This is a genomic window from Flavobacterium sp. HSC-61S13, assembly GCF_024171535.1.
GTDB lineage: Bacteria > Bacteroidota > Bacteroidia > Flavobacteriales > Flavobacteriaceae > Flavobacterium.
In genome coordinates, this window is record NZ_JALJZV010000002.1 from 203,647 (window position 1) to 228,947 (window position 25,301).

The window sequence follows — 25,301 nt, forward strand, 5'->3', positions numbered from 1 at the left end:
TGCCCTTATGAGATTCTATCTGAGCCAAAAATTCTTTTTCTTTTGAATTATCCACCTATAATAATTTTATTAATAAACCGGCTTTACCGTATACCCCCGCTCTCTTAGCAACGCAACAACTCCATTATCACCCATCAAATGACCACTTCCCACGCCAAACAAAACACTTCCCGCACTCATCATTTCAGGCATATCCTTATCCACCCACTGTATATTACGCTCTGTAAGCATCCATCTTTCTTGATCTACACTCATAAACCGAACATCCTTTATCAATTTATCCAATACTACTAAATCTTCATTTATATATCCCTTAATCATTTCTTTAGAAAGCTCTTCATATGCCTGCCCAAGCTTTAATTGCCTCATCGCTTCTTTTAAGTCATACGATTTTCCCAAAAATGCAAGTTGATCTACGACCTTCTCTAACCCTCCAACAGCCTTACCCTCTTTTAACGCAATTTTCAGTAATTCAATTTCATACATCCGTATCTCTTCTTGTGGGCAAGGAATCACCTTCATTCCCAAAATAGAATATAGGGCCTGAACACTATAATCATCCACAGCTTCCAAAGTTGTTCCGTAAGCTTTCAGAATTTCATTTAGCTCATTGGCATCGTCGACCGAAAGCTGTTCACTCAATTTCTTCTCTGACAACATCATTTTTTGCATTTCCACAATTTCTTTCGGATTACTATAGTCGATTTCGAAAACCACCTTTTGAACCTTTTTTAGAGCGCCGAATACTTTGGGCTTAATTTGAAAATCTTTTTCACACATCATGTGAAAAGTTCCTAACACAAAAGACGACTCCTTCAATCCGTTTCCAGAAATCTCCCAAAGGACGCTATTCATTTTTTCATCAATTTTTTTTGTTTGCGCAAAACTAACTGCAGCAAAACACATGGCTACCATCACAGCAAAAGTCATCATTTTTCTCATATTCGTTTGTTTTAAATATCTATTATTTACACAGTAAGTAAAACATCCCTACGATTCGTTACACGCTTTTACCTTAAAAAAAAGAATTCTGCAAAAAGAATTTACAAAACTCCTTTGAATGCTCCTATTCAGAAGAGAAAAAGCACCATCTCCAATAAGAAGATTTACATCACAAACACCAAAAAGACAACAATCCTCTTAATAATACCAATTGCATAAAACCAAAAAAAGCTGCCCTAAGGACAGCTTTTCGTATTATTTTAAGGTCTCTAGCTCTTCTTGAACCAGCTCCCAATCCTCCATTAAAGTATCTAAATCTTTCTTTTTAGATTCGTAGTCTTTAAAGAACGATTCATTCTGCATCAACTTTTCATAATCAACCGCCAGTTTCGCATCGTCCTTTTGAATTTTCTTCTCTAATTCTTGAACCTGACTTTCAATTTTACTCAATCTATTTTGCAGTGCCTTTTGTTTTTTTTGATCTTCATAAGAAATTACTTCAACCACCTTCTCCACTTTTCGAGAAGCTTTAGGCGCGGCAACTTTCTTTTCAACCTCTCGCATATTCTGCAAGTTACGTTGTTCTAGGAAATAATTGATATCCCCCAAATATTCACGAATCGCCTGATCTTTGAATTCATAGACCAAATTAGACATTCCCTGAAGAAAATCTCTATCATGGGAAACCAGTATCAAAGTTCCTTCAAAGTTCTTTAAAGCCGTCTTCAGTACGTTTTTAGACTTGATGTCCAAGTGATTCGTTGGCTCATCCATCAACAATACGTTAATAGGCTGTAAAAGCATTTTACACAAAGCCAATCGGTTTCGTTCTCCTCCTGAAAGCACTTTAACTTTCTTCTCAACAACATCTCCTCTAAACAAGAAAGATCCCAACATATCTCTAACCTTAGCGCGATTAGAATCCGTTGCTGCTTCCAACATCGTATCCAACAAAGTCATCTCACCATCCAAATGGTCGGCTTGATTCTGAGCAAAATAACCGATTTGAACGTTATGCCCTAATTTGATATTTCCGTCGTATTCAAACTCGTCGACAATTGCTTTAATCAAAGTAGATTTACCTTGACCATTCTGTCCAACAAACGCAATTTTAGAACCGCGCTCAACCAATAAAGAGATGTCTTTAAAAACGGTTTTATCACCAAAACGTTTGGTAACTTCTTCAATCTCCAAAACGACTCTTCCAGGAATAACACTGACAGGAAAAGATATATTCATCACAGAATTATCATCCTCATCAACTTCAATACGCTCCACTTTGTCCAACTTCTTAATCAACGACTGGGCCATCGAAGCTTTAGAAGCTTTTGCTCTAAATTTCTCGATTAATTTTTCAGTCTCCTCAATCTTTTTGGCTTGATTCTTTTGTGTCGCTAGTTGTTTTTCACGCAATTCCTGACGCAATTCTAAATACTCAGAATACGGTTTATTAAAATCGTATATTTTACCTAATGAGATTTCGATAGTACGGTTAGTCACGTTGTCCAAAAACATTTTATCGTGAGAAACAATCGCAACTGCTCCAGGGTAACTACGTAAAAATTGCTCCAGCCAAATGATACTTTCAATATCTAAGTGATTCGTTGGCTCATCCAGCAAAAGCACGTCATTATTCTGCAATAACAATTTAGCCAATTCAATACGCATTCTCCATCCTCCAGAAAAAGTATCCGTCAATTTATCAAAGTCTTCTCTACGGAATCCCAATCCCAATAAAACTTTTTCCGTTTCTCCTATATAGTTGTATCCACCGATAATTTCAAATCGATGGGTTAAATCGCTCAATTCCTCAATCAATTCTGAATAGGATTCCGACTCATAATCCGTTCTAGTCACTAATTGCTCGTTAACCACTTCTAACTGGTTTTCGACAATTTTAATATCTACAAAAGCTTGATACGCCTCTTCCAGAACAGTACGCCCCAAAACAAAATCGATATCTTGTTTTAGGAAACCGATCGAAAGTTCCTTTTCCGTAGCAATACTTCCCGTGTCAGGCTCAATCTCTCTTGATAAAATTTTTAGCATGGTCGATTTTCCCGCACCATTTTTCCCCACCAATCCCACTCTATCTCCAGCTCCTAAGCGGAAAGTTACGTTTTCAAACAAATACGTTCCCGAAAAAGAAACAGATAGATTATGTATATTTAACATGTATTATATTTTCAATTAGAAGCTTATCAAGTAAGCAATTATATTATTTGGCTTCTTTTTATAAAAAAATTAAGCGGTGCAAAATTACTCTAAATTTACGAATATCAATACATTACTTTCTATAGCTTTTTTTTATAAAAACGTTCAATAGAAATATTCACATCCAGAGGCACCCCCTGTTCTATATTTTGATATAATTCTCTGGCTAAAAAAGGTCCTAGAAGCACGCCTCTCGTTCCCAAGCCGTTCAAAACATGAATTCTGGAACTTTCTCTAGCGTGTCCCACCAAAGGGCGGCGATCTTTAACCGTAGGTCGTACTCCAGCTATATGCTCGACAATTTCAAATTCCAAATTGATCACACTCTTTAATCCTTCCAACAATTCTTCTTTCCCCTTTTCTGAAACAGCATCCGTTTTATCTTCCCAATCATAAGTAGCACCGACTTTATACAAATCATTGCCAATAGGTATTAGAAAAACACCAGCTTTTAAAATTTCATCAAATTTCAATTGAGGTATTCGAACGATTAACAACTCTCCTTTTGTGCCGTCTAAAGGCAAGTCTCTAAAAAACGGGTTAGCCAACATACCATAGCCTTCAGCAAAAACAATGTTTTTGGCCTTTATACCTTTATAAGTAACAAAATCGGAATTATAAGTCAACTCCGTAAAATCAAAATCTTCACAAAGATATTGCTTACTACTCTTCAAATAAGATCTATACTTTTCAATCAAAAGCGCCGTATCGACATAACCGGTTTCAAAAACCTCACCAAATGAAAATGGCGCGTGTACACCTTGATTCACATTTTTGATCAGTTGAGAAGACAGATAAGTGCTTAAATTGGGTTTATCCGACGCTTCAAACCAATTGTTCTGCTCTTCCACTGAGCTAAATCGTCTTAGAAGCGGTAATTTATGATCTAAAGTTACTTGAAGTTTGTCTTCTAGAGACTTAAAAAAAGGATAAGCAATATCCAATTGTTCTCGAACTTTCCATACTTCAGTAAATCGTTTAAGTACCACAGGATTATACATCCCCCCAGCCACAAGCGAGGACGAACGTTGTTCACTATCCACAACCAAAATCGTTTTATCTTTTTGTAAAACGGTTTCGGCAAAACTAATTCCAGCAAGGCCCGAACCAACAATTATATAGTCTAACATAGCGGTATATTTAAAAAATAAAAAACTCTTATCTATAAGATAAGAGTTTAATTATACTATTGATTTGTAAAATTAGTAATTCCACATATCATCTTCAAGGTTTCTAATCGATTCTTTGATTCTTTCTGCTTCAAGTAACTGTTGCATAGAGTTGTCTTTGACATAATCATCGATACGACGGTCACCAAACATATTATCTGTTTTATAGATGCTAGCACTAAATCTACGAGAATTCAACATATGATCAAAATTGATTGAACGCATTGGATTCTTCTCATTGAACGCATAGTTTCTATGTAGAACATTTCTTGCATCTGGGAAAAACACCCAGAACAATTCCACGTAATTTTCTTTTTCAGATCCCATGGTATAAATATCTGGAACCACTGGACAAATACCTAACAAACGGTATTTCAATTCCCCTTGAGTTCTATCGAAATACCACATTCCAACAATGTGATATTCCTTAACGTGACGTGCTTTTAGCTCTTCCTTAACGATATACTCGTCAGGAATGCGCTCTCCAGCATTGTAGTATTCACGTCCAGCATCCATAGTATCAATCTTTGTAAAGGAAGTTTCTAAATCCTTTAAAGTACGTTTTTTTGTGAAATCACTACCATCATAAACTTCTGTAATTTCACCAGATTTGATACCATCGATTAAAACTTCATACATGGATTTACGTCCCGGCATTGCAGATTCATCAACCGGATAATAGTAAGGTAGATTCATTTTCTCATCTAAAGAGATTACTTCCCATACCTTTTTTCCAAATAAAATATCGCGGTCAGAGACATATCCGTAAGGAATTGGGCCTTCGCTGTCCACAATAATATCTGCAAAAGTTTTCAATCCAATTTCTTCAGCCGATCTTGCGTTAAGCAAGTTCGCCTGTCCGTAACCAGTTACAGAGATCGCACAAAATGCGACGAATGATGATAATTTTTTCCAGTTCATATTGTATTTATTTTCTTTTTATATTATCGAAATTAATTAATCTCGAATGTACAAGGTGCCGATTTCGGCAACATATAATCACTTGATCCTTCTAGACGAACTTTAATATCCGAAATCACTACTACATCACCCGCTCTAGCTTTTTGAATAGCAGATCTAGCTCTATCATTCATACGATTTCCTTGAACAACAACAGATGGTTGTCCTGGAACTTGTAGAACAAATCCTGTAACAGTTAAATTAAGATCGAAATCAAAGTCTTCTAATTTGGCACCGATACTAACAATTTCTAAGTTAGATTTTGGTCCTTTAGCCGAATATTCACCACGAACAGTTCCTCTTGGAGCCGGTATTCCTTTAATTCTAAATGTTTTTCTATCAGAAACCTTCTGACCGTCAGGTAAAGTACCCGTAACGTTAATTACTACTTCTCTTCCGGCACCCGGGTTCATAATATACTGATCTGCTTTTGCTCCTTTTCTTAATCCTGGCGCAGAAGCCGTAACCTTATCAGCAGAGATTCCTGCAAATGAAATAGTCATCGGATTGGAAACTCCTCTATACACTACGTTCATTTTATCAGCAGAAATAGTAGCTGAGTTTGGTTTAGGTACCACTACATAGTTTCCATCGATTGGAATTGGAATTTCTTTTCCATCTTCCATAAATGAGAACGTTCCTGTAATTTTATGTTCACCAACATTACCCGTACCGAAAGACAAATTAACTTGTCCGTCTTCCAAAGCACTAGAAAGGTTGATTTGCGATCCATTAACAACCACCTTCGTAGGAACCGTTGATTTGTCATAACGACCTAAAACCACTTTACCTTTAAAGCTTTCGCCTGCAAAATAAGCTGATTTTTCTGAAATCACAATAGCTTTATAATTTTTCATGGAAGCCGCTTGTGTTAAAGTGTGGCCCATAAAAGCATTGATCAATTCATTTTCTATGATTCTAACATCGTTCTGCATAGCAGTTAACTTTGTCAAGGAAGCTACAGCCGGGAATTTTTGAAAATGATAGTTCAAGTAAGGTTTAACCACTTTTTCACTATCCTTTACGTCTTTTAAATCAAAGCGGCTGTCTAAATCTTGTAAAATAGGCAAATATTTCACATCACTACCAACAGCTTGTCTGATATCTGCTTTATACTTGGTGATTGTAGCGACAATTTCTTCTCCTTTTTGAGAATACTTATCACCTACGAACCACTCCGAATCCACTACTTCCCCTTTATCCATCGCCTCATAAGGCAATCCCCCGTCTTCTTTTTTCTTAACTGGTTCTTTTATCGATGATTTTAAAGCTTCAATGTAATTGTAAAAATTTCTTGAAATTGCATCAATAGCCTTAGCTCTTTTACTTGGATCAGCATATCTTGTAGGATCATCTGACGCTTTTATATCTAAAGCTTGTAATAGGGTTTCATTACTATCTTCAACGGCTTTATTTGCAAATTCAAATTTTTCGTTCATCATCCCAAAAGCGGATAAGACCTCAGGTGAAATACTTAGCGCCATCATTGCGATGAAAACCAAATACATCAAGTTGATCATTTTCTGCCTAGGGGTTTGTTTTCCTCCTGCCATTTTTCTCTAATTAGTTTAAATTAATAATAAAAATACTAATTAGCATTTCTTGATCCACCTCCCATAGCAGAAAGCATTCCACCATAAACGGTATTTAATGATGCTAAATTTGATGTTAAAGATTGCATTTGCTCTTTTAACTTCATGTTGTTTTCAGCTACTTCGTTATTGATTTCTGCATTTCTAGAGGCGCTTTCCAATTGGATTTTATACATCCCATTTAAAGATTCCAATTGAGTAGATGCCAAAGACATTTCGTCAGCATATTTTCTAGTAGAAGCCATAGTATCTACGGTAGGAGCAATTTCCTTAGCCGCAGCCTCAAAGTTTCTAATGCTTTTATTTAAACTATTCATCAGTTCCCCATCAATCTTAGCATCTTTTAAAAGTTGATCTAATTTTTGAGAAAGCATCCCTTCTTCTTGTGTAGCAACACCACCAAAACCTGTTCCACCGAAACCAGCAACTTGCACTGATTTAGCTTCACCACCTTTTAATTCTGGATATACTTTTGACCAATCCAATTCATCATCTACCGGTTCGAAAGCTGAGATCGCAAAAATCAATGCCTCTACTACAAGTCCAATGGTCAACATATTATTTCCATTTAAAGGGCCAAATTCCATATGAGTAATTTTGAATAAAGCTCCGAGAATTACGACCGCTGCCCCCATCCCGTAGCAGAAGTTCATCACTTTTTTAGGTATCGCCATAATTTGTGTAATTAATTTAGTTAGTTAATAGTTTTTTATTGGTTTATTGGTTTTTCAATTTTTTCTTATCTAGCTCCTTTTGGTGCATCAACAACGTTTGGACCCGAATAGGTTTGAACCGTACGGAAGCCGATATAGCTTCTTGCAGTATCCGCAAATTCAGAATCTCTCGTACTCACTTGTAAGAAATAAGCAGGATCTCTCCATGAACCACCTCTAACAACTTTTAAAGGGTTAGATGAACCTCTTTCTCTTGGCTTTAACGAAGACACGAAATCATATGAAGCTGGGTCATAAGATGAACTTGTCCATTCAGACACGTTACCAGCCATATTGTATAAGTTATAACCATTCGGTAGGTATGATCTCGCCTCAGCTGTATACAAAGCTCCATCGGCTGCATAATTTGTTCTTGTCGGCTTAAAGTTCGCTAAGAAACAAGCTTTCTCATCCGTCGTATAAGGACCTCCCCATGGATACATCGCAGATTCTAAACCACCTCTTGCTGCATACTCCCACTCTGCTTCCATTGGCAAACGGTAAGCATTAACTTGATGAGATTCTCTTCTGGCTTTTAAATGAGAATTTTTATATAAAGTTCTCCAAGCACAGAATGCTTTAGCTTGATGCCAGCTTACTCCAACAACAGGATATTCTCCATAAGCCGCATGCCAAAAATAATCGTTGTGCATAGGCTCGTTGTAAGAAAACTGAAATTCTTTAATCCAACGTGTAGTATCTGGATAAATTAAAATCGTTTCCGACTTCATGTGTTTACTTCTCTTCTCTCTTAGATTCGTACTTTTATCTCTAACCGCCGCATCAATATCCATATAAGAATATTTGAATGAAAGTTTCGATACATCAAAAGTTTTTAATCCATTGAAAGATTCGCTAGCTGGTAAATAAAGTGAATCCATTACCTCAACAAAATATTCATCTGGATATTTTTTTGAACCGATTGGCAATCTCGCCTTTTTGTTCAATTTTCTGCCTGCGTATAAATCATCATCCATAGACATGCTATAGTAATTATCATACATATACTTTTCGTATGGAGTTTGGTTTTCTGGATCACCTTCTTCCAAGAAAGCGTATTCACCAATTCCTCCTGATCCTTTAGCCATTCCCATCTCATCAGCAAAAATTGCCAATCGTGTTCTAACTACCGAATCTTTTACCCATTCAACAAATTTTCGATACTGATTATTCGTGATTTCCGTTTCATCCATATAAAATGAACCAACTGTAACAGATTTCGTAGGGGCATCTTGAGTGTTTAAGAAATCTTCGCTAGATTTCCCCATCGTAAAGGTACCTCCTGGAATCAAAGCCATACCATGAGGCTTCTCTGTTTTCCACTGTCTACCTTGTACTCCACCTAATAGCTCACCTCTATCGCCAGAACCACAACTGAATAACATTGATACAACTGCTGTTAGTGTAATGAACTTCTTCATATATTTTTGGGTTTATAATATTTTAATATTTCAAAGGCGTAAACCTATTTATTTATTTTTAATTACACAACGAAAATCGGAAAAAAAATTAATTTATATTTAACATTTAATTCTTTTCGGCTTCTTTTGTTAAAGAAAACTCTTTTTAATCGCTTTCCACCAACGCTCAGGCACTTGCTGTGCAGTGGCTAATAGATAATCTTCGTAGCTACATGGTAAGAGTGACTTTCTTTTTATAGAATCATTAACAGTTCCCCCAAAAGACACTTCAATCCACCATCTCTCTGTTTTATCACTCTTAAAAAAGATTAAATCGTCTTCATCGACCAGCGGAACGATGTATTTAAAGTAACTTTCTTTACTTACAAACGGATATTCATTCGCTCTAAAGTTGAAACCTTCGACAAAATACCACAGGATCTGTGCTACTAATAACGCTTCTCCAATAGAATTATTATGATTAAAAACACCAAAAGAACTTACGCGATCGCTCAAACCAGAATAACGCGATAGGGCACAAATTTCGCGTCCGTCAAATCCATTGGGATTAAAATAGTCGAAATTACCAGAATCGGCAGATTTTACAGCCGTCATATCGATACTGACCAGATCGGCATCTCGCAATACGGGTTCGGACAATTTACTGTCATTAGCAATTTCTCCAACTCGGTACGCTTCAAAATACAATTTATCGATCAAATCGATTTCTTCCTGCGAATTAAAATAGGTTTGATAACCCAAATTGGAATAATTAAATAAATTATTCGGAGCCTCCATGATGATTCGGGATAAAAAAGATTCAGCCGGAAAACTATCCTCTTTGACCAAATCCAATTTATTATCAATACAAACCAAATTGACCATTTGTTCTAATTGATCGTAAGCGCGATACATCGGATAGGTCAAATCTTGAGATCCACCAATTACTATCGGTACTATTTTATGACGGATCAACTCGGCAATCAAATTTTTCAACACAAAATAAGTGTCTTCTAAATTTTCCCCGGGTAATACATCACCGAAATCGATCATCTTAGCCGTCCAGTTGCCCGGAAAAAGCGAATAGAATGCTTTTCTTACCTCCGCGATCTCCGACCAATCATTACCATCGCTTTGACCACGGTTATCCAATACACCGATTATTGCGATTTGATAATTTGAAAACGATTCAAATGTCCCACCCGAAAAAAAACTTACTTTTTTTCCGAGTGCTTGTCTGGATAATCCATCGATGAATTGTAAAAAATCATCGCTTAAGGGTCTTAAAAACTCAAAAGTCATGATGCTTATTTTTTAGTTGTTGTCTTCTTTGCCGGTGCTTTTTTGGCTGTAGCCTTTTTAGCAACTGTTTTCTTTGCCGCTGTTTTTTTAGCAGGAGCCTTTTTCTCTATCATTTCTTGAACTTCCTCTAATGTCAAGGCAGCAGCATCGACCTCTTTGCTCAATTCAATTTTCAACTTGCCTTTTAGGATCACAGAACGTCCCCATCGGGCTTTTTCTACTCGAATTCCCTCTTCTTTCCAATCGTGAACAACCTTGTCGATATCCTTCTGGATTTTGTCAGAAATCAATTCTTCTATATCTGATTTAGACAGATTGTCAAAATCGTATTTCTTATTTACATTGATAAAAAGTCCGTACCACTTTAAGTACGGTCCAAAACGCCCCACCCCTTTTTGTACAGGTAAATCCTGATAAGTCGCAATGGGCGCATCAGCTACTTCTTTTTCTTTGATCAATTCCGTGGCACGCTCCAAACTCACATCTAAAGGATCCTCTCCCCTAGGCAATGAGATAAACACCGCACCGTGACGCACATAAGGCCCAAAACGACCGTTATTCACTTCAACTTCTTCACCTTTATACTCCCCTAACATCTTAGGCAATAAAAACAAGGTCAATGCCTCCTCTAAGGTAATTGTTCCAATATTTTGATCGGGTTTTAAACTAGCGAATTGCTTTTGCTCATCATCGGCATCACCGATTTGCGCAATCGGTCCGAATTTACCTAAACGAACCAAAACCGGTTTCCCAGATTGCGGATCGGTTCCCAATATACGTTCACCTGATTCGCGTTCTGCGTTTTCCTCTACATCACGTACTATTGGATGAAAATGATTATAAAAATCTTGCATCATCATGGCCCAGTCTTCATTTCCGGCCGCAATTTCATCAAAATCTTGCTCTACCTTCGCCGTAAAATTATAGTCTAAAATAGTCCCAAAGTTCTTCACCAAGAAATCATTGACGATAATTCCGATATCGGTTGGCAATAGTTTTCCCTTTTCAGAACCCACTTTTTCAATTAAATCAGAAGAAGTAACAGTCCCGTTTTTTAACACCAACATTTGGTAAGGTCTTTCTTTTCCTTCAGAAATACCCTTTTCGACATAGGTTCTGGCGATAATCGTAGAGATTGTCGGTGCATATGTTGACGGTCTTCCTATACCCAACTCTTCTAGTTTTTTAACCAACGAAGCCTCTGTATAACGAGACGCTGGTCTAGAAAAACGCTGTGTAGCCGTAATATAATTATTGAGTAGGACCTCATTGATTTTTAAAGCAGGCAAAATACCTTCTACCTCTTCCTCTTCATCATCATGTCCTTCTAAATATACTTTTAAGAACCCTTCAAACAACAAGACCTCACCTGTAGCACTAAAAAGCTCTTTATATTGATTGGATTCAATTTTCACTACAGTTCGCTCTAAACGCGCATCGCTCATTTGTGAAGCCAAGGTACGTTTCCAGATCAAGTCATATAAACGCGCTTGATCTCTGTCAATATTGGCATGGTGCAAAGACATATCCGTGGGACGAATAGCCTCGTGAGCCTCTTGAGCTCCTTTACTTTTGGTGATATATGTTTGTGGCTTGCTGTATTCCGCTCCATAAGATTTTGTGATTTCGGCCGCCGCTGCTTTCATCGCATCTTGCGACAAATTCACACTGTCCGTTCTCATATAGGTGATCAATCCGCTTTCATACAGGCGTTGAGCCAACATCATGGTTTGACCAACGGTATAATGCAATTTCCTAGCGGCTTCTTGCTGAAGTGTCGATGTTGTAAAGGGTGCAGCTGGAGACTTTTTGGCCGGTTTGGTTTCTAAGTCAGCCACTTTATATTTAGCTCCAATATTTTTATTTAAAAAATCTTGTGCTTCCTTTAAGGTAGTAAAATTTTTAGGCAGTTTAGCTTTTAATGTTTTACCCGCTTCATTAGAAAATTCTGCAGTAATACTAAAAGATGCTTCCGCATTAAAATTATTAATCTCTCTTTCGCGTTCTACTATTAATCGTACAGAAACGGATTGTACCCGTCCTGCTGAAAGTCCTCCTTTAACTTTTTTCCACAAAACAGGAGATAATTCATAACCCACTAAACGATCTAGAACCCGTCGGGCTTGCTGTGCATTAACCAGATTGTAATCGATCTTTCGTGGATTTTCAATCGCCTTATGAATGGCGGTTTTGGTAATCTCATGAAATACAATTCGTTTCGTTTTCTCTTCTGTCAAATTTAATTCTTCTGCTAAATGCCAAGCAATAGCCTCACCCTCACGATCCTCATCAGAAGCCAACCAAACCATTTCTGCTTTTTTAGAAAGATCTTTCAGTTTCTTAACCACCGCCTTTTTATCTGGAGAGACTTCATATTTGGGTTTAAATCCATTTTCGATATCTACTCCTATTTCTTTAGACGGAAGGTCAGCAATATGTCCATAACTGGATTCAACTTGAAAATCTTTACCCAAAAACTTTTCTATGGTTTTCGCTTTCGCAGGGGACTCCACTATCACTAAATTCTTTGCCATTTTTCACTATTTTATGGAGCAAAAGTATGCGAATTTTTTAAATATAGCGTTTTTACAAATTTTAAAAATATTTTTAATACAGTTTGTACAGCAATAAATCGCTATAATTCTCCGTTTTTTACCGCTTCAAAACCCTTAAAATTAACCGAAAAATAAAAAGTCCCTGCATTCTTTATAAAAAGTATAATTTTAGCTTCTCTCTATAATTTATGGAATCCAATTTTCTTAGTTAACTGTAATTTACCCCTATTGCTTACAACAAAAATGTTAAATGTAAAGCTGTCAACTTGTCAGAATACATTATTATGTAGTATCTTTGCTCCTAGATTTTGACCCCCTTTAGAGTAAGATATGGAAAAGGTAATTGAGGAAACTAAGCAAGGAACTTCCCTTGTTTTAGAACATAAAGCAGGAAATACTAAGAAACTTTTTATTGAGAGTTATGGATGTGCTATGAATTTTTCAGACAGTGAAATTGTAGCGTCTATACTTGCCAATGAAGGCTTTAATACCACTCAAATTTTAGAAGAGGCTGATTTGGTCTTGGTAAACACTTGTTCTATTCGAGACAAGGCAGAGCAGACGGTTCGAAAACGCCTTGAGAAATACAATGCCGTAAAGAAAATCAACCCCGGAATGAAAGTAGGCGTTTTAGGCTGTATGGCAGAACGTTTAAAGAATCAATTCTTAGAGGAAGAGAAAATAGTAGATATGGTTGTAGGACCAGATGCCTACAAAGATTTACCCAATTTATTAAAAGAAGTTGAAGAAGGTCGCGATGCTATTAATGTAATTTTATCTAAAGACGAGACCTATGGCGACATTTCACCGGTTCGTTTACTCAGTAATGGTGTAACCGCTTTTGTTTCTATCACAAGAGGGTGTGACAATATGTGTACTTTCTGTGTGGTTCCTTTTACTAGAGGCCGCGAACGCAGTAGAGATCCACAAAGTATTTTGGAAGAAATAGCGGATTTATCTGAGCGAGGTTTTAAAGAGGTTACGCTATTAGGACAAAATGTAGATAGTTTTCTGTGGTACGGTGGTGGTCTAAAAAAGGACTTTGTCAAAGCCAGCGAAATGCAAAAGGCTACAGCAGTTGATTTTGCTCAACTACTAGAAATGTGTGCAGTGGCTTATCCAAAAATCCGTTTCCGATTCTCCACTTCCAATCCCCAAGATATGCACGAAGAGGTTTTTCACGTGATTGCGAAACACCATAATGTATGCAATTACATTCACTTGCCTGTTCAATCGGGTAGTACGAGAATCTTAAAAGAGATGAATCGTCAACACACTCGAGAAGAATACATGAAATTGATCGATAGAATCCACGAGATCATCGAGGATTGTTCCATCTCACACGATATTATTACCGGATTCCCTACCGAAACAGAAGAAGACCATCAAGATACCTTGAGCTTGTTAAAATATGTCAATTATGATTTCGGTTATATGTTTGCTTATTCTGAAAGACCGGGTACATTGGCCGCTCGTAAATTAGAAGACGACATTCCAGAGGAAGTTAAGAAAAGACGTCTTCAAGAGATCGTCGACTTACAACAAGAAATCAGTTTAACTAGAACCGCTCGTTTTATTGGTCAAACTGTCGAAGTATTAATAGAGAAATCCTCTAAAAAATCCGATGCGCATTGGTCAGGAAGAAATTCGCAAAACACGACGGTTGTTTTCCCTAAAGAACAGTACCAAGTAGGAGAATTCGTTATGGTAAAAATAAACGACTGTACCTCTGCCACACTGATCGGTGAGGCTGTAGAATACAGTTCGATTATGCAATAATACCCATTAATAATTACTAACTTTCTTATACTACACACTCATGGAAAGCATACAAGCCATAAAACAACGCTTTGAAATTATCGGAAACGATCCCAAATTGAATCGGGCCATTGAAAAAGCGATTCAAGTTGCCCCAACGGATATTTCGGTTTTAGTCACAGGGGAGAGCGGTGTAGGAAAAGAGAGTATTCCGAAAATTATTCATGCTTTATCGCATCGAAAACACGGAAAATATATAGCTGTAAACTGTGGAGCAATTCCAGAAGGCACTATAGACAGTGAATTATTCGGTCATGAGAAAGGCGCTTTTACCGGTGCCATAGGAACGAGAGAGGGATATTTTGAAGTTGCTGATGGGGGTACTATTTTCTTAGATGAAGTCGGTGAACTTCCCTTGACAACTCAGGTTCGCTTGTTGCGTGTATTAGAAAACGGTGAATTCATAAAAGTAGGATCTTCTAAAGTTCAAAAAACCGATATCCGCATTATCGCTGCAACCAACGTCAAGATGGTCGAAGCGATAGAAAAAGGAAAATTCAGAGAAGATTTATACTATCGTTTAAGTACTGTTGAAATACTACTGCCCCCCTTAAGAGAGCGCGGAGATGATATTCATCTCTTGTTTCGGAAGTTTGCTGCCGATTTTGCGCATAAATACAAAATGCCTCCGATTCGATTAGACGAACAGGCTGCTCAGTATTTGATCCGTTTTCGTTGGGATGGAAACATCCGTCAATTGAGAAACGTCGCTGAACAAATCTCCGTTTTGGAAACAGAAAGAGTCATCACTCTTGCTGTTTTGCAAGGATATCTACCAACCAATCACAAGAATCAATTACCGAGTATCGTTGGCGGAAAAAAAACGGAGGGAGAATTTAGCAACGAACGCGAAATTCTTTATAAGGTTCTTTTCGACATGAAAAACGACTTAAACGACCTTAAAAAACTGACTTTAGAGTTGATGAAAAACGATAGTGCTGTTAAGGTACAAGAAACCAATAAAAACTTGATTCAACGCATCTATGGACAACATGAGGAGCCACAAACCAACAGTCCTAGCACTTATCCGTCAGAGCAGCATGTTCAGATGTTGCCCTTGGAAAAACACAATAAAGAAGACAGTTTCAACGAGCTTGAAGATGAAGATGAACATTATCTTTTAGCCGAAACCGTCGAAGAAGAAGAAACCTTACGCCTCGATGAGAAAGAAATTGAATTGATTAAAAAAGCCCTCGAACGCAATCACGGTAAGCGAAAAGCAGCTGCAGATGAGCTTGGAATTTCCGAAAGGACATTATATAGAAAAATAAAACAATACGATTTATAAAACCGTAACCATGAAAATAAAAAGCCTATTTCTATTACTGTGTTGTTGTACCCTACTAAGCAGTTGCAAATATTATAACTTTACCGGAACTGGAAAAATCGATGCCAAAACCTTTCAGGTAAATTATTTTCAAAATACCGCTGCCTTTGTTGAGCCCGGTATTGAAAGAACTTTTACCTTAGCCTTACAAGATCTCATTCAAAATCAAACGAATTTGAGTTTGACCAATAATGGAGCTGATCTCATATACGAAGGAGAAATAGTTGATTTTAGGATTTCTCCGATGACGGCAACTGCCGATCAAAGAGCCGCTCAAAACCGATTATACATTTCAATTAATGTACGTTTTATCAACAAAAAAACACCGGAAGATGATTTTGAAAAACGTTTTTCTCACTTTGTTGATTTTCCCGGTAATGAGCAATTGGTAGGAGCCAAACTGACAACAGCTTTAGAAGAAATTTACGAGCGTATAACTCAAGATGTATTTAATGCATCACTTGCGAAATGGTAACTAAAACCCGGTATTTTGAACACAATTGAACTACATAACTTACTACATCATCCTGAAAAGATGGATCCAGAGAAGACTGTGCAATTAGAAGAAATCGCACGAGAATTTCCCTATTTTCAATCGATTAAAGTGCTAGTACTAAAAGGTCTTTATACCCAAAAGAGTTTTCGTTACAATTCAGAACTGAAAAAAACGGCTGCTTATACCACAGATCGGGATGTTCTTTTTGATTTTATTGTGTCCGATCAATTTGTCGGATACAAACCCCTTGATCTAGCCCTACCGCAAGAGCAAGATCCTATAGAGGCGAAAGCGACCGCAACCGCTGAGTCGCCAAAGACAACTCCTTTGGTAGCATCGTTACTAAAAACCATTATCCAAACAGAAGCAGAAGCCCCAGAAGTCCCACCTTCCATTCATCCTATTGCTACTATGGAGGTCGTAGAGGAATTAGAAGAAAAGCTCGAAATTGGCAAGCCTTTATCGTTTGGATCTGATGAAAAATATTCGTTTCAAGAATGGCTACAATTGGCAAAAACGGGTACAATTGCTCGGGAAGAGCCCCCAAAAGAGCAAATTAATGACCCTGAAAAACAAAAAAAACAAGAATTAATTAACAAATTCATCGAGTCGAATCCAAAGATTGTAGCAGTGAAGAATTCCGTTATAACTCCCGCAAATATTGAGGTTTCCAACCAAGACAACAGTTATATTATGACCGAAACCTTGGCAAAAATTTATCTGGAACAGAAAAAATATCAAAAAGCGATACAAGCTTATGAGATTTTAATTTTGAAATATCCAGAAAAAAGTAGTTTCTTTGCAGACCAAATATTAGATATAAAGTCTTTACAACAATATAATAATTAAAAAACAATGAACACATTTACAATATTTTTAGTATTAATCGCAATTGTTTGTTTATTACTAATCGTAGTTATCATGGTACAAAATCCTAAAGGAGGAGGTTTGGACTCTTCTTTCGGTGGATCAACAGTTGTTGGTGGTGTAAAGAACACAAATAACTTTTTGGACAAAAGTACTTGGGCACTTGGCGGATTATTAATCGTATTGATTTTATTATCTGGATTAAGTTTTACAGGTGGTTTTGGCGGAGATTCTAAAATTTTAGATGAGAGCGCGATATCTACTACACCTGTTACTACACCCGCTACAGCTAAGCCAACAGAAGGAGCAGTACAAACTCCAGCAGCAGTTGCAACACCTGAAGCTAACACTACTACACCAGCAGAACAAGAAGCTCCTAAAAACTAAGAAGCTTTTCTATACAATATACCATGCCAGCTCTGACAAGCTGGCATTTTTTTTTTATAAAATGTCAGGTTTGGCCTTTGGCACAGTTTATGAAAATTCAACCTTGGAGATATTATAATATTAACTTCATAAAAATAAGTAATTATGGCATTAAACATTAAACCCCTTTCGGATCGTGTTCTAATAGAACCTTTACCAGCTGAAACCAAAACAGCCTCAGGAATTTTTATCCCCGATACTGCTAAAGAAAAACCACAAAGAGGTACAGTTGTGGCAGTAGGAAATGGTACAAAAGATCACGAAATGACAGTTAATGTAGGTGATACAGTTCTTTATGGAAAATACGCAGGTACCGAACTAAAATTGGATGGTAAAGACTATCTAATTATGCGTGAGGATGACATTTTAGCAATTGTCTAAAAAAGAGTTAATCAAAAAGAATTCAAAAACAAAAACGAAAGAAAATGGCAAAAGATATTAAATTTGAAATTGAAGCACGTGACGGTCTAAAACGCGGTGTTGACGCCTTGGCCAATGCTGTAAAAGTAACATTAGGACCAAAAGGAAGAAATGTCATCATAGGAAAATCGTTTGGAGCACCAACGGTTACCAAGGATGGTGTATCTGTAGCAAAAGAAATTGAATTGGCCGACACCCTTGAAAACATGGGTGCTCAAATGGTTAAGGAAGTTGCCTCAAAAACCAATGATTTAGCTGGTGACGGTACTACTACTGCTACTGTTCTAGCTCAAGCTATCGTTAAAGAAGGTTTAAAAAACGTTGCCGCAGGTGCAAATCCAATGGATTTGAAACGCGGAATAGACAAAGCCGTTGAAGCTATTGTTGCCGAATTAGGTCAACAAGCTCAAGAAGTAGGCAGTTCTATGGAAAAGATAAAACAGATCGCATCCATCTCTGCAAACAATGATGATGTAATTGGCGAATTAATCGCTCAAGCTTTTCAAAAAGTAGGAAAAGAGGGTGTTATCACCGTTGAAGAAGCTAAGGGAACGGAAACTTATGTTGACGTTGTAGAAGGTATGCAATTCGACAGAGGATATCTATCTCCATATTTCGTGACTAACTCGGAAAAAATGGAAGTAGAACTCGATGACCCATATATCTTGTTATACGATAAAAAAGTTTCTTCATTAAAAGAACTTTTACCGATATTAGAACCAGTTGCTCAATCTGGAAAACCCCTTTTAATTATTGCTGAAGACGTTGATGGCGAAGCTTTGTCGACTTTAGTTGTGAACAAATTAAGAGGAGCTCTAAAAATCGCAGCTGTAAAAGCTCCTGGTTTTGGAGACAGAAGAAAAGCCATGTTAGAGGACATCGCCATTCTAACTGGAGGAGTTGTCATCGCTGAAGAGCAAGGATACACTCTAGAAAACACGACTTTAGACATGTTGGGAACTTGTAAAAGAGTTAACATCGACAAAGACAATACTACGATTGTTAGTGGTGCAGGACAAGCAGAACTAATCAAAAATAGAGTCAATCAAATCAAAGCTCAGATGGAAACAACTACTTCTGACTATGATAAAGAAAAATTACAAGAGCGTTTGGCTAAATTAGCCGGAGGTGTAGCAGTTCTTTATGTTGGAGCGGCATCTGAAGTGGAAATGAAGGAAAAGAAAGATCGCGTTGACGATGCATTACACGCTACTAGAGCTGCCGTAGAAGAAGGAATTGTTGCTGGTGGAGGTGTTGCCCTATTAAGAGCTAAATCCGTATTAGCGCAAGTACAAACCATCTCTGCAGATGAAGAAACCGGAGTTCAGATCGTTGCAAGAGCTATCGAATCACCTTTGAGAACTATTGTTGAAAACGCTGGTCTAGAAGGCTCAGTTGTTGTTGCAAAAGTATTAGAAGGCACTGGTAACTTCGGATATAATGCCAAAACAAACGAATATGTTGATATGCTCGTTGCGGGAATTATCGATCCTAAAAAAGTTACCCGTGTAGCTTTGGAAAATGCAGCTTCAGTTTCCGGTATGATCTTAACTACTGAATGTGCTTTAGTAGAAATTAAAGATGAAAACGGAGGCGGTATGCCAATGGGAGGCGGTATGCCAGGGATGATGTAATATCCTTATATAATCTATAAAAAAGCGGCTTTTTCAAAGCCGCTTTTTTTGTAAGCAGTAATTAGTCACTAGTAAATGGCCAAAGGGAATTAAGCTTAAAACACTAGAATGAAAAAAGGGATTGTCTTAGTATAAGACAATCCCTTTTTTCATTTTATGTTGTTGACCTAACTAAACTAGGACAATTGTGATTTTAGATTGGAAATTGTCTCTAAAGGCGCTACCGATCCAAACACAAAACTACCCGCCACCAAAACATCCGCTCCGGCTGCAGCTAACTGACTAGCATTTTTGTCGGTTACTCCTCCATCAATTTCAATCTTTGTAGAAGCTCCCTTTGATTCGATCAAGGCTTTTAATTTACGAACCTTTTCATAAGTATTTTCGATAAAACTTTGCCCCCCAAATCCTGGATTTACGCTCATGATACAAACCAAATCAATGTCTTGTATCACCTCTTCCAAAACAGCGACAGGAGTATGCGGATTTAAAGCCACACCCGCCTGCATGCCCGTAGCTTTAATAGCTTGGAGTGTTCGGTGCAAATGTGTGCAAGCCTCATAGTGTACCGTTAAAACATCTGCTCCCAGATTTTTAAAAGTCGTGATATATCTATCTGGATCTACAATCATCAAATGCACATCTATGGTTTTCTTCGCATGTCTGGCAATAGCCTCCAAAACGGGCATACCAAAGGAAATATTCGGCACAAAAACGCCATCCATGATATCGATATGAAACCAATCAGCTTGACTTTCGTTTACCATTTCAATATCGCGTTGCAAATTCGCAAAGTCTGCCGCCAAAATAGATGGCGCAATTAAAGTGTTTTTCATAAACTGTTGTTGTGTTTGTACAAATATACGACATTCTAAAAAACTGAGTTCACCCTATTAACACCTTCCCTATTATCTCTCCCAAAATACCCTTTAAACTAAAAAAAAGCGGCATCCAATGGATGCCGCTTTTATATTAACCTAAATACGTTTTTAAAATCTTACTTCTCGAAGTGTGTTTAAGCCTTCTTATAGCCTTTTCTTTAATCTGACGAACTCTTTCACGAGTCAGGTCAAAAGTCTCACCAATCTCCTCTAAAGTCATTGGATGTTGGTCTCCCAATCCAAAATACAAACGAACAACGTCTGCTTCACGAGGTGTCAAAGTTTCCAAGGCTCTTTCGATTTCTGTACGAAGAGATTCATGAATCAATTCTCTATCCGGATTTGGAGATTCACCAGAACGCAAAACGTCATACAGGTTAGAATCCTCACCCTCCACCAAAGGAGCATCCATCGATAAGTGACGTCCAGAGTTTTTCATACTCTCTTTAACATCATTCACAGTCATGTCCAATTCCTTTGCAATCTCTTCTGCAGAAGGTGGGCGCTCATTGGATTGCTCCAACAAAGCATACATCTTGTTAATTTTATTGATAGAACCAATTTTATTCAATGGTAACCTAACGATTCTAGACTGTTCCGCCAAAGCAGAAAGAATAGATTGTCTAATCCACCAAACAGCATAAGATATAAATTTGAATCCACGAGTTTCATCGAAACGTTGAGCTGCCTTAATTAATCCTAAATTTCCTTCATTAATCAAATCGGGAAGTGTCAATCCTTGATTCTGATACTGCTTTGCTACCGATACGACAAATCTTAAATTCGCTTTGGTCAATTTCTCTAAAGCTCGTTGATCACCAGCCTTTATCTTTTGTGCCAATTCCACTTCTTCATCCGCAGTAATCAAATCTACTTTACCAATTTCTTGCAAGTATTTATCCAACGAAGCTGTCTCTCTATTGGTAACCTGTTTGGTAATTTTAAGTTGTCTCATTGTATATCGTGTTAATTCTGTTTGTATTATTATCCTGTCCTGTCTATATTATACGCTTATCAGGATCTAAATGTTACAAGTTTTTTGTATATTAATCATTTTTGGTAAAAAATATTGCCTAAAAAAGCATAAATACCTAAAAATCAATAGTTTGAAATAAATTTATTATGCTTTATTTTCCATCTCATCCTTTTAACGATATATAAGCCGCCTTTAGATAACAGTCTATACTATAATCTTATTCTCACATCCAAGGCGTTTGACTCATCTCACCCAGTCTACACACTTACCCTATCATCACATCCTATGCTTTCTGATTAATCCAACTTTTAAGTATCTTCGCCTTTGAACTACATTATATTACAACTGATCCACTTCCAGCACCCCTTATAATTCTCCCTGTACAGTTCTTAGCAAAAAACTTACTAAAGCAGTTAAAAAACGACCATCATTATATATGCTCCAACCGAAAAACGACTGGATCAAATTTTGAGTTTACTAAATAGTTTTGAAAATAACAGCTTGACTCTAAATGAAATCAAGACAAAAGTCTTCTTGATGAATTGAGTTCAATTCTCTCAAAAAAACGGTTAGCATTATGCAAAAAAAACAGTTAAGATGCACTGCCAACTGTAGCACATTATCAAATATAGAAAAAAAAAGCCTCTTTCGCAAATTTTTTAAAAACCAATGCACTAACAAACAACAAGTTACCGTCATAAAAACAACTTTTCTTGTATCAAAAAAAGTAATCATTGAGAAAACAGGAAAGAATTCCCTTAAATAATGACAGTAATTGAAAAATCATATTTCAACAACAAATCCTAATTATCCATTGTATTTACAAATAAAAACCAAAGGACAACGGTTCTTTTAAAAATGAAAAAGGCCGCGAAATTCGCGGCCTTTTCTATTTTGATTACTCTTTCTTATCAGTTGGAGCATCCTTTTTCTCTTCTCTAGGTTTGTCCTCTCGTGGAGGTCTAGGCATTAAAGCCTTTCTAGATACTTTTTCTTTTCTTGTTTTCGGATCAACTCCTAGGTATTTCACTTCAAATACATCTCCCATTTTCACAACGTCAGATACATTTTCTGTTCTTTCCCAAGCCAATTCTGAAACGTGAAGCAACACTTCATTTCCTGGTGCTTGCGCATATTCAACCACAGCTCCGAAATCCAACATTTTGATTACCTTTACTGTATAACTTTCACCCAATTGTGGTTTAAAAGTGATCGATTGAATTTTTGCTAATACCGCTTTGATTCCCTCTGGATCAGTACCTAAGATTTCAATAACTCCCTGTTCATCCACTTCGTTAATAACGATGGTTGTTCCAGTAGCTTTTTGCAACTCTTGGATCACTTTTCCACCAGGTCCGATTAAGGCTCCAATGAAGTTTCCAGGAATTGTTCTAGTAATAATTTTAGGAGCATACGCTTTAACATCTTCTTTTGGAGCTGCTAAAACATCAGTTATTTTACCAAGGATATGCAAACGACCATCACGAGCTTGAGCCAAAGCTGCCTCCATAATGTTATAAGCCAATCCTTTGATTTTGATATCCATTTGACAAGCAGTGATTCCATCAGCAGTACCGGTTACCTTAAAGTCCATATCTCCTAAGTGATCTTCATCACCAAGAATATCAGACAATACAGCAAAACGCTCTCCATCCGTAATCAATCCCATCGCAATACCAGAAACCGGTTTGATCATTTGAATACCCGCATCCATTAACGCTAATGTACCAGCACATACGGTAGCCATCGAAGAAGAACCATTAGATTCTAATACTTCTGACACCACACGAATTGTATATGGACAGTCCAATGGAATCATGTTTTTCAAAGCACGTTGTGCCAAGTTTCCATGACCTACCTCTCTTCTAGACGTTCCTCTTAATGGTTTTGCTTCACCAGTTGAGAAAGGAGGGAAATTATAGTGTAGGTAAAAACGCTCTTCTCCTTGTTGAGAAGGTGCATCAATTTGGTTAGCTTCTCTAGATGTACCTAAAGTAGCCGTAGCCAAAGCTTGAGTTTCCCCACGTGTAAACAATGCCGATCCGTGAACAGAAGGCAAATAATCTACTTCCGCCCAGATTGGTCTGATTTCAGTCGTTTTTCTTCCATCCAAACGCGTTCCCAAATCCAAGGTTACGTTACGAACAGCTTCTTTATTTGTTTTGTGAAAATATTTAGAAACCAAGTCTCCATTTTCAGCTAATTCTTCTTCAGTAAACAAAGCTTTAACCTCTTCTTTGATAGCTTCAAATGCAGCGGTACGCTCTTGTTTTGCTGTACCTTGTTTGGCAACAGCATAAATTTTGTCGTAAGACGCGGCTTTAACTTTTTCAAAGATAGCCTCATCTTGTTTTTCTTCTTCGTAAGTTCTGACTTCTTTTTTACCAAAAGCAGCAACTACACGTTCTTGAGCTTCAATTTGAATTTTGATCGCTTCGTGAGCAAATTTAATAGCTTCCACCATTTCTGCTTCAGAGATCTCTTTCATTTCTCCTTCAACCATAGCAATAGAGTCTTTAGATGCTCCAATCATCATATCGATGTCAGATTGCTCTAATTGTTCTCTACTAGGATTGATGATTAAATTTCCATCTATGCGTGCAACACGAACTTCAGAAATTAATGTAGAGAAAGGAATGTCTGACAAAGCCAAAGCAGCCGAAGCAGCTAAACCAGCTAATGCATCAGGCATAACACTTTCGTCGTGTGACATCAATTGAATCATCACTTGTGTTTCCGCGTGATAATCACTCGGGAACAATGGACGCAAAACCCTATCAACCAATCTCATAGTAAGTACTTCACTATCACTTGGACGTGCTTCACGTTTGAAAAATCCACCAGGAAAACGTCCTGCGGCTGCAAATTTTTCACGATAGTCTACCGTTAATGGTAGGAAATCAATACCTGGGCTTGCTTTTCTTGCTGATACTACAGTAGCAAGTAACATGGCATTACCCATTTGTACTACTACAGATCCATCTGCCTGTTTTGCTAATTTTCCTGTTTCGATCGAAATGGTTCTACCATCTCCAAGATCGATAATTTCTTTAGTAACCTTAGGAATCATAAATAATTAATTCTTTATTAAACAAAGGGTTTCTCGTCTTCTCCAAATAAGACAGAGTGGGTGTTGTGTGTGTGTTGTTGTGTGTGTAGTTATAATGACCCAATGAAAAACCAAACTTTTTTTAACGCGGAAGGTAAAAAATAAAAAGAGGCGCGCAGGCACCTCTTCTATATTGACTATTTTCTAATACCCAATTCTTTAATGATCTCACGATATCTATTGATCTCCGTTTTCTTTAAGTAATCAAGAAGTCTTCTTCTCTTTCCTACTAATAAAACTAGAGAACGCTCTGTATTATAATCATGACGATTTTTTTTCAAGTGTTCCGTTAGATGTGAAATTCTGAATGTAAACAAAGCAATTTGTCCTTCTGAAGAACCAGTATTCTTTGCATTACCTCCGTGTTTTGTAAAGAGCTCCTCTTTAGTTTCTTTTGTTAAATACATGCCAATATTATTTAAATGATTATTATGTAGTGAATTATATTGATTACAATTCAATGGGCAAAGGTAAATTTATTTTTGACATTTAACTAACAG

20 protein-coding genes are annotated in these 25,301 nt (G+C 37.2%); 7 read left to right on the top strand and 13 right to left on the bottom strand.

Features of this window, described 5'->3' with window-relative positions; all coding sequences use genetic code 11:
• Positions 1 to 69 precede the first annotated feature (69 nt).
• The 9 genes from L1275_RS03250 to topA form a co-directional block, all read right to left on the bottom strand.
• Positions 70 to 942, bottom strand: a complete 873-nt coding sequence (locus L1275_RS03250; RefSeq protein ID WP_253469653.1) for a TraB/GumN family protein — start codon at positions 940 to 942, stop codon at positions 70 to 72.
• 255 nt (positions 943 to 1,197) lie between these two features.
• Positions 1,198 to 3,117, bottom strand: a complete 1,920-nt coding sequence (locus tag L1275_RS03255; protein ID WP_253469656.1) for an ABC-F family ATP-binding cassette domain-containing protein — start codon at positions 3,115 to 3,117, stop codon at positions 1,198 to 1,200.
• A gap of 119 nt (positions 3,118 to 3,236) precedes the next feature.
• Positions 3,237 to 4,286, bottom strand: coding sequence for an FAD-binding oxidoreductase (locus tag L1275_RS03260; RefSeq protein ID WP_253469659.1), 1,050 nt, complete (start codon positions 4,284 to 4,286; stop codon positions 3,237 to 3,239).
• Between the two features lie 72 nt (positions 4,287 to 4,358).
• Positions 4,359 to 5,246 (bottom strand): gliding motility protein GldN, encoded by an 888-nt coding sequence (gldN, locus tag L1275_RS03265; RefSeq protein WP_253469662.1) that lies wholly within the window; start codon positions 5,244 to 5,246, stop codon positions 4,359 to 4,361.
• A 32-nt stretch (positions 5,247 to 5,278) separates the two neighbouring features.
• Positions 5,279 to 6,838, bottom strand: a complete 1,560-nt coding sequence (gene gldM / locus L1275_RS03270; protein WP_253469665.1) for a gliding motility protein GldM — start codon at positions 6,836 to 6,838, stop codon at positions 5,279 to 5,281.
• 35 nt (positions 6,839 to 6,873) lie between these two features.
• Positions 6,874 to 7,551, bottom strand: a complete 678-nt coding sequence (gene gldL / locus L1275_RS03275; RefSeq protein WP_253469668.1) for a gliding motility protein GldL — start codon at positions 7,549 to 7,551, stop codon at positions 6,874 to 6,876.
• A gap of 65 nt (positions 7,552 to 7,616) precedes the next feature.
• Entirely contained in the window at positions 7,617 to 9,011 is a 1,395-nt protein-coding gene (gene gldK / locus L1275_RS03280; protein WP_253469671.1) for a gliding motility lipoprotein GldK, read from the bottom strand.
• A gap of 129 nt (positions 9,012 to 9,140) precedes the next feature.
• Positions 9,141 to 10,292, bottom strand: coding sequence for a formimidoylglutamase (locus L1275_RS03285; protein ID WP_253469674.1), 1,152 nt, complete (start codon positions 10,290 to 10,292; stop codon positions 9,141 to 9,143).
• A gap of 5 nt (positions 10,293 to 10,297) precedes the next feature.
• Positions 10,298 to 12,826, bottom strand: coding sequence for a type I DNA topoisomerase (topA, locus tag L1275_RS03290; RefSeq protein WP_253469677.1), 2,529 nt, complete (start codon positions 12,824 to 12,826; stop codon positions 10,298 to 10,300).
• A gap of 351 nt (positions 12,827 to 13,177) precedes the next feature.
• On the opposite strand from topA, the gene miaB reads away from it, so the two are divergent.
• From miaB to groL, 7 genes are all read left to right on the top strand, one after another.
• Positions 13,178 to 14,626: a tRNA (N6-isopentenyl adenosine(37)-C2)-methylthiotransferase MiaB gene (gene miaB / locus L1275_RS03295; protein ID WP_253469680.1), complete on the top strand. Its 1,449-nt coding sequence runs from the start codon at positions 13,178 to 13,180 to the stop codon at positions 14,624 to 14,626.
• A 40-nt stretch (positions 14,627 to 14,666) separates the two neighbouring features.
• Positions 14,667 to 15,953 carry a sigma-54-dependent Fis family transcriptional regulator gene (locus L1275_RS03300; RefSeq protein WP_253469683.1) on the top strand — a complete coding sequence of 429 codons (1,287 nt, stop codon included), beginning with the start codon at positions 14,667 to 14,669 and terminating at the stop codon, positions 15,951 to 15,953.
• Between the two features lie 10 nt (positions 15,954 to 15,963).
• The gene (locus L1275_RS03305; RefSeq protein WP_253469686.1) at positions 15,964 to 16,467 is read left to right on the top strand and encodes an LptE family protein; all 504 of its coding nucleotides are present in this window, start codon (positions 15,964 to 15,966) and stop codon (positions 16,465 to 16,467) included.
• Between the two features lie 15 nt (positions 16,468 to 16,482).
• Positions 16,483 to 17,337 (top strand): tetratricopeptide repeat protein, encoded by an 855-nt coding sequence (locus L1275_RS03310; protein ID WP_253469689.1) that lies wholly within the window; start codon positions 16,483 to 16,485, stop codon positions 17,335 to 17,337.
• Positions 17,338 to 17,343: 6 nt separating this feature from the next.
• The gene (gene secG / locus L1275_RS03315) at positions 17,344 to 17,742 is read left to right on the top strand and encodes a preprotein translocase subunit SecG (RefSeq protein WP_253469692.1); all 399 of its coding nucleotides are present in this window, start codon (positions 17,344 to 17,346) and stop codon (positions 17,740 to 17,742) included.
• Between the two features lie 144 nt (positions 17,743 to 17,886).
• Positions 17,887 to 18,162 (top strand): co-chaperone GroES, encoded by a 276-nt coding sequence (gene groES, locus L1275_RS03320; protein ID WP_253469695.1) that lies wholly within the window; start codon positions 17,887 to 17,889, stop codon positions 18,160 to 18,162.
• Positions 18,163 to 18,206: 44 nt separating this feature from the next.
• Positions 18,207 to 19,835 carry a chaperonin GroEL gene (groL, locus tag L1275_RS03325; protein WP_253469698.1) on the top strand — a complete coding sequence of 543 codons (1,629 nt, stop codon included), beginning with the start codon at positions 18,207 to 18,209 and terminating at the stop codon, positions 19,833 to 19,835.
• A gap of 176 nt (positions 19,836 to 20,011) precedes the next feature.
• On the opposite strand, the gene rpe is transcribed toward groL, so the two are convergent.
• From rpe to rpsO, 4 genes are all read right to left on the bottom strand, one after another.
• Positions 20,012 to 20,671: a ribulose-phosphate 3-epimerase gene (rpe, locus tag L1275_RS03330; protein ID WP_253469701.1), complete on the bottom strand. Its 660-nt coding sequence runs from the start codon at positions 20,669 to 20,671 to the stop codon at positions 20,012 to 20,014.
• Positions 20,672 to 20,807: 136 nt separating this feature from the next.
• Entirely contained in the window at positions 20,808 to 21,671 is an 864-nt protein-coding gene (locus L1275_RS03335) for an RNA polymerase sigma factor RpoD/SigA (protein WP_125016647.1), read from the bottom strand.
• A 919-nt stretch (positions 21,672 to 22,590) separates the two neighbouring features.
• Positions 22,591 to 24,762, bottom strand: a complete 2,172-nt coding sequence (locus L1275_RS03340) for a polyribonucleotide nucleotidyltransferase (RefSeq protein ID WP_253469704.1) — start codon at positions 24,760 to 24,762, stop codon at positions 22,591 to 22,593.
• Positions 24,763 to 24,938: 176 nt separating this feature from the next.
• On the bottom strand, positions 24,939 to 25,208 hold the full coding sequence (gene rpsO, locus L1275_RS03345) for a 30S ribosomal protein S15 (RefSeq protein WP_219288364.1): 270 nt from the start codon (positions 25,206 to 25,208) through the stop codon (positions 24,939 to 24,941).
• Positions 25,209 to 25,301 lie beyond the last annotated feature (93 nt).

Excerpts from the sequence above, each read along its gene's own strand:
- L1275_RS03250 (WP_253469653.1), bottom strand. The coding sequence starts at position 942 with ATGAGAAAAATGATGACTTTTGCTGTGATGGTAGCCATGTGTTTTGCT.
- miaB (WP_253469680.1), top strand. The coding sequence starts at position 13,178 with ATGGAAAAGGTAATTGAGGAAACTAAGCAAGGAACTTCCCTTGTTTTA.
- L1275_RS03300 (WP_253469683.1), top strand. The coding sequence starts at position 14,667 with ATGGAAAGCATACAAGCCATAAAACAACGCTTTGAAATTATCGGAAAC.
- gldM (WP_253469665.1), bottom strand. The coding sequence starts at position 6,838 with ATGGCAGGAGGAAAACAAACCCCTAGGCAGAAAATGATCAACTTGATG.
- gldK (WP_253469671.1), bottom strand. The coding sequence starts at position 9,011 with ATGAAGAAGTTCATTACACTAACAGCAGTTGTATCAATGTTATTCAGT.
- groL (WP_253469698.1), top strand. The coding sequence starts at position 18,207 with ATGGCAAAAGATATTAAATTTGAAATTGAAGCACGTGACGGTCTAAAA.
- secG (WP_253469692.1), top strand. The coding sequence starts at position 17,344 with ATGAACACATTTACAATATTTTTAGTATTAATCGCAATTGTTTGTTTA.
- gldN (WP_253469662.1), bottom strand. The coding sequence starts at position 5,246 with ATGAACTGGAAAAAATTATCATCATTCGTCGCATTTTGTGCGATCTCT.
- groES (WP_253469695.1), top strand. The coding sequence starts at position 17,887 with ATGGCATTAAACATTAAACCCCTTTCGGATCGTGTTCTAATAGAACCT.
- gldL (WP_253469668.1), bottom strand. The coding sequence starts at position 7,551 with ATGGCGATACCTAAAAAAGTGATGAACTTCTGCTACGGGATGGGGGCA.
- L1275_RS03255 (WP_253469656.1), bottom strand. The coding sequence starts at position 3,117 with ATGTTAAATATACATAATCTATCTGTTTCTTTTTCGGGAACGTATTTG.
- rpsO (WP_219288364.1), bottom strand. The coding sequence starts at position 25,208 with ATGTATTTAACAAAAGAAACTAAAGAGGAGCTCTTTACAAAACACGGA.
- L1275_RS03340 (WP_253469704.1), bottom strand. The coding sequence starts at position 24,762 with ATGATTCCTAAGGTTACTAAAGAAATTATCGATCTTGGAGATGGTAGA.
- topA (WP_253469677.1), bottom strand. The coding sequence starts at position 12,826 with ATGGCAAAGAATTTAGTGATAGTGGAGTCCCCTGCGAAAGCGAAAACC.
- L1275_RS03285 (WP_253469674.1), bottom strand. The coding sequence starts at position 10,292 with ATGACTTTTGAGTTTTTAAGACCCTTAAGCGATGATTTTTTACAATTC.
- L1275_RS03260 (WP_253469659.1), bottom strand. The coding sequence starts at position 4,286 with ATGTTAGACTATATAATTGTTGGTTCGGGCCTTGCTGGAATTAGTTTT.
- rpe (WP_253469701.1), bottom strand. The coding sequence starts at position 20,671 with ATGAAAAACACTTTAATTGCGCCATCTATTTTGGCGGCAGACTTTGCG.
- L1275_RS03335 (WP_125016647.1), bottom strand. The coding sequence starts at position 21,671 with ATGAGACAACTTAAAATTACCAAACAGGTTACCAATAGAGAGACAGCT.
- L1275_RS03305 (WP_253469686.1), top strand. The coding sequence starts at position 15,964 with ATGAAAATAAAAAGCCTATTTCTATTACTGTGTTGTTGTACCCTACTA.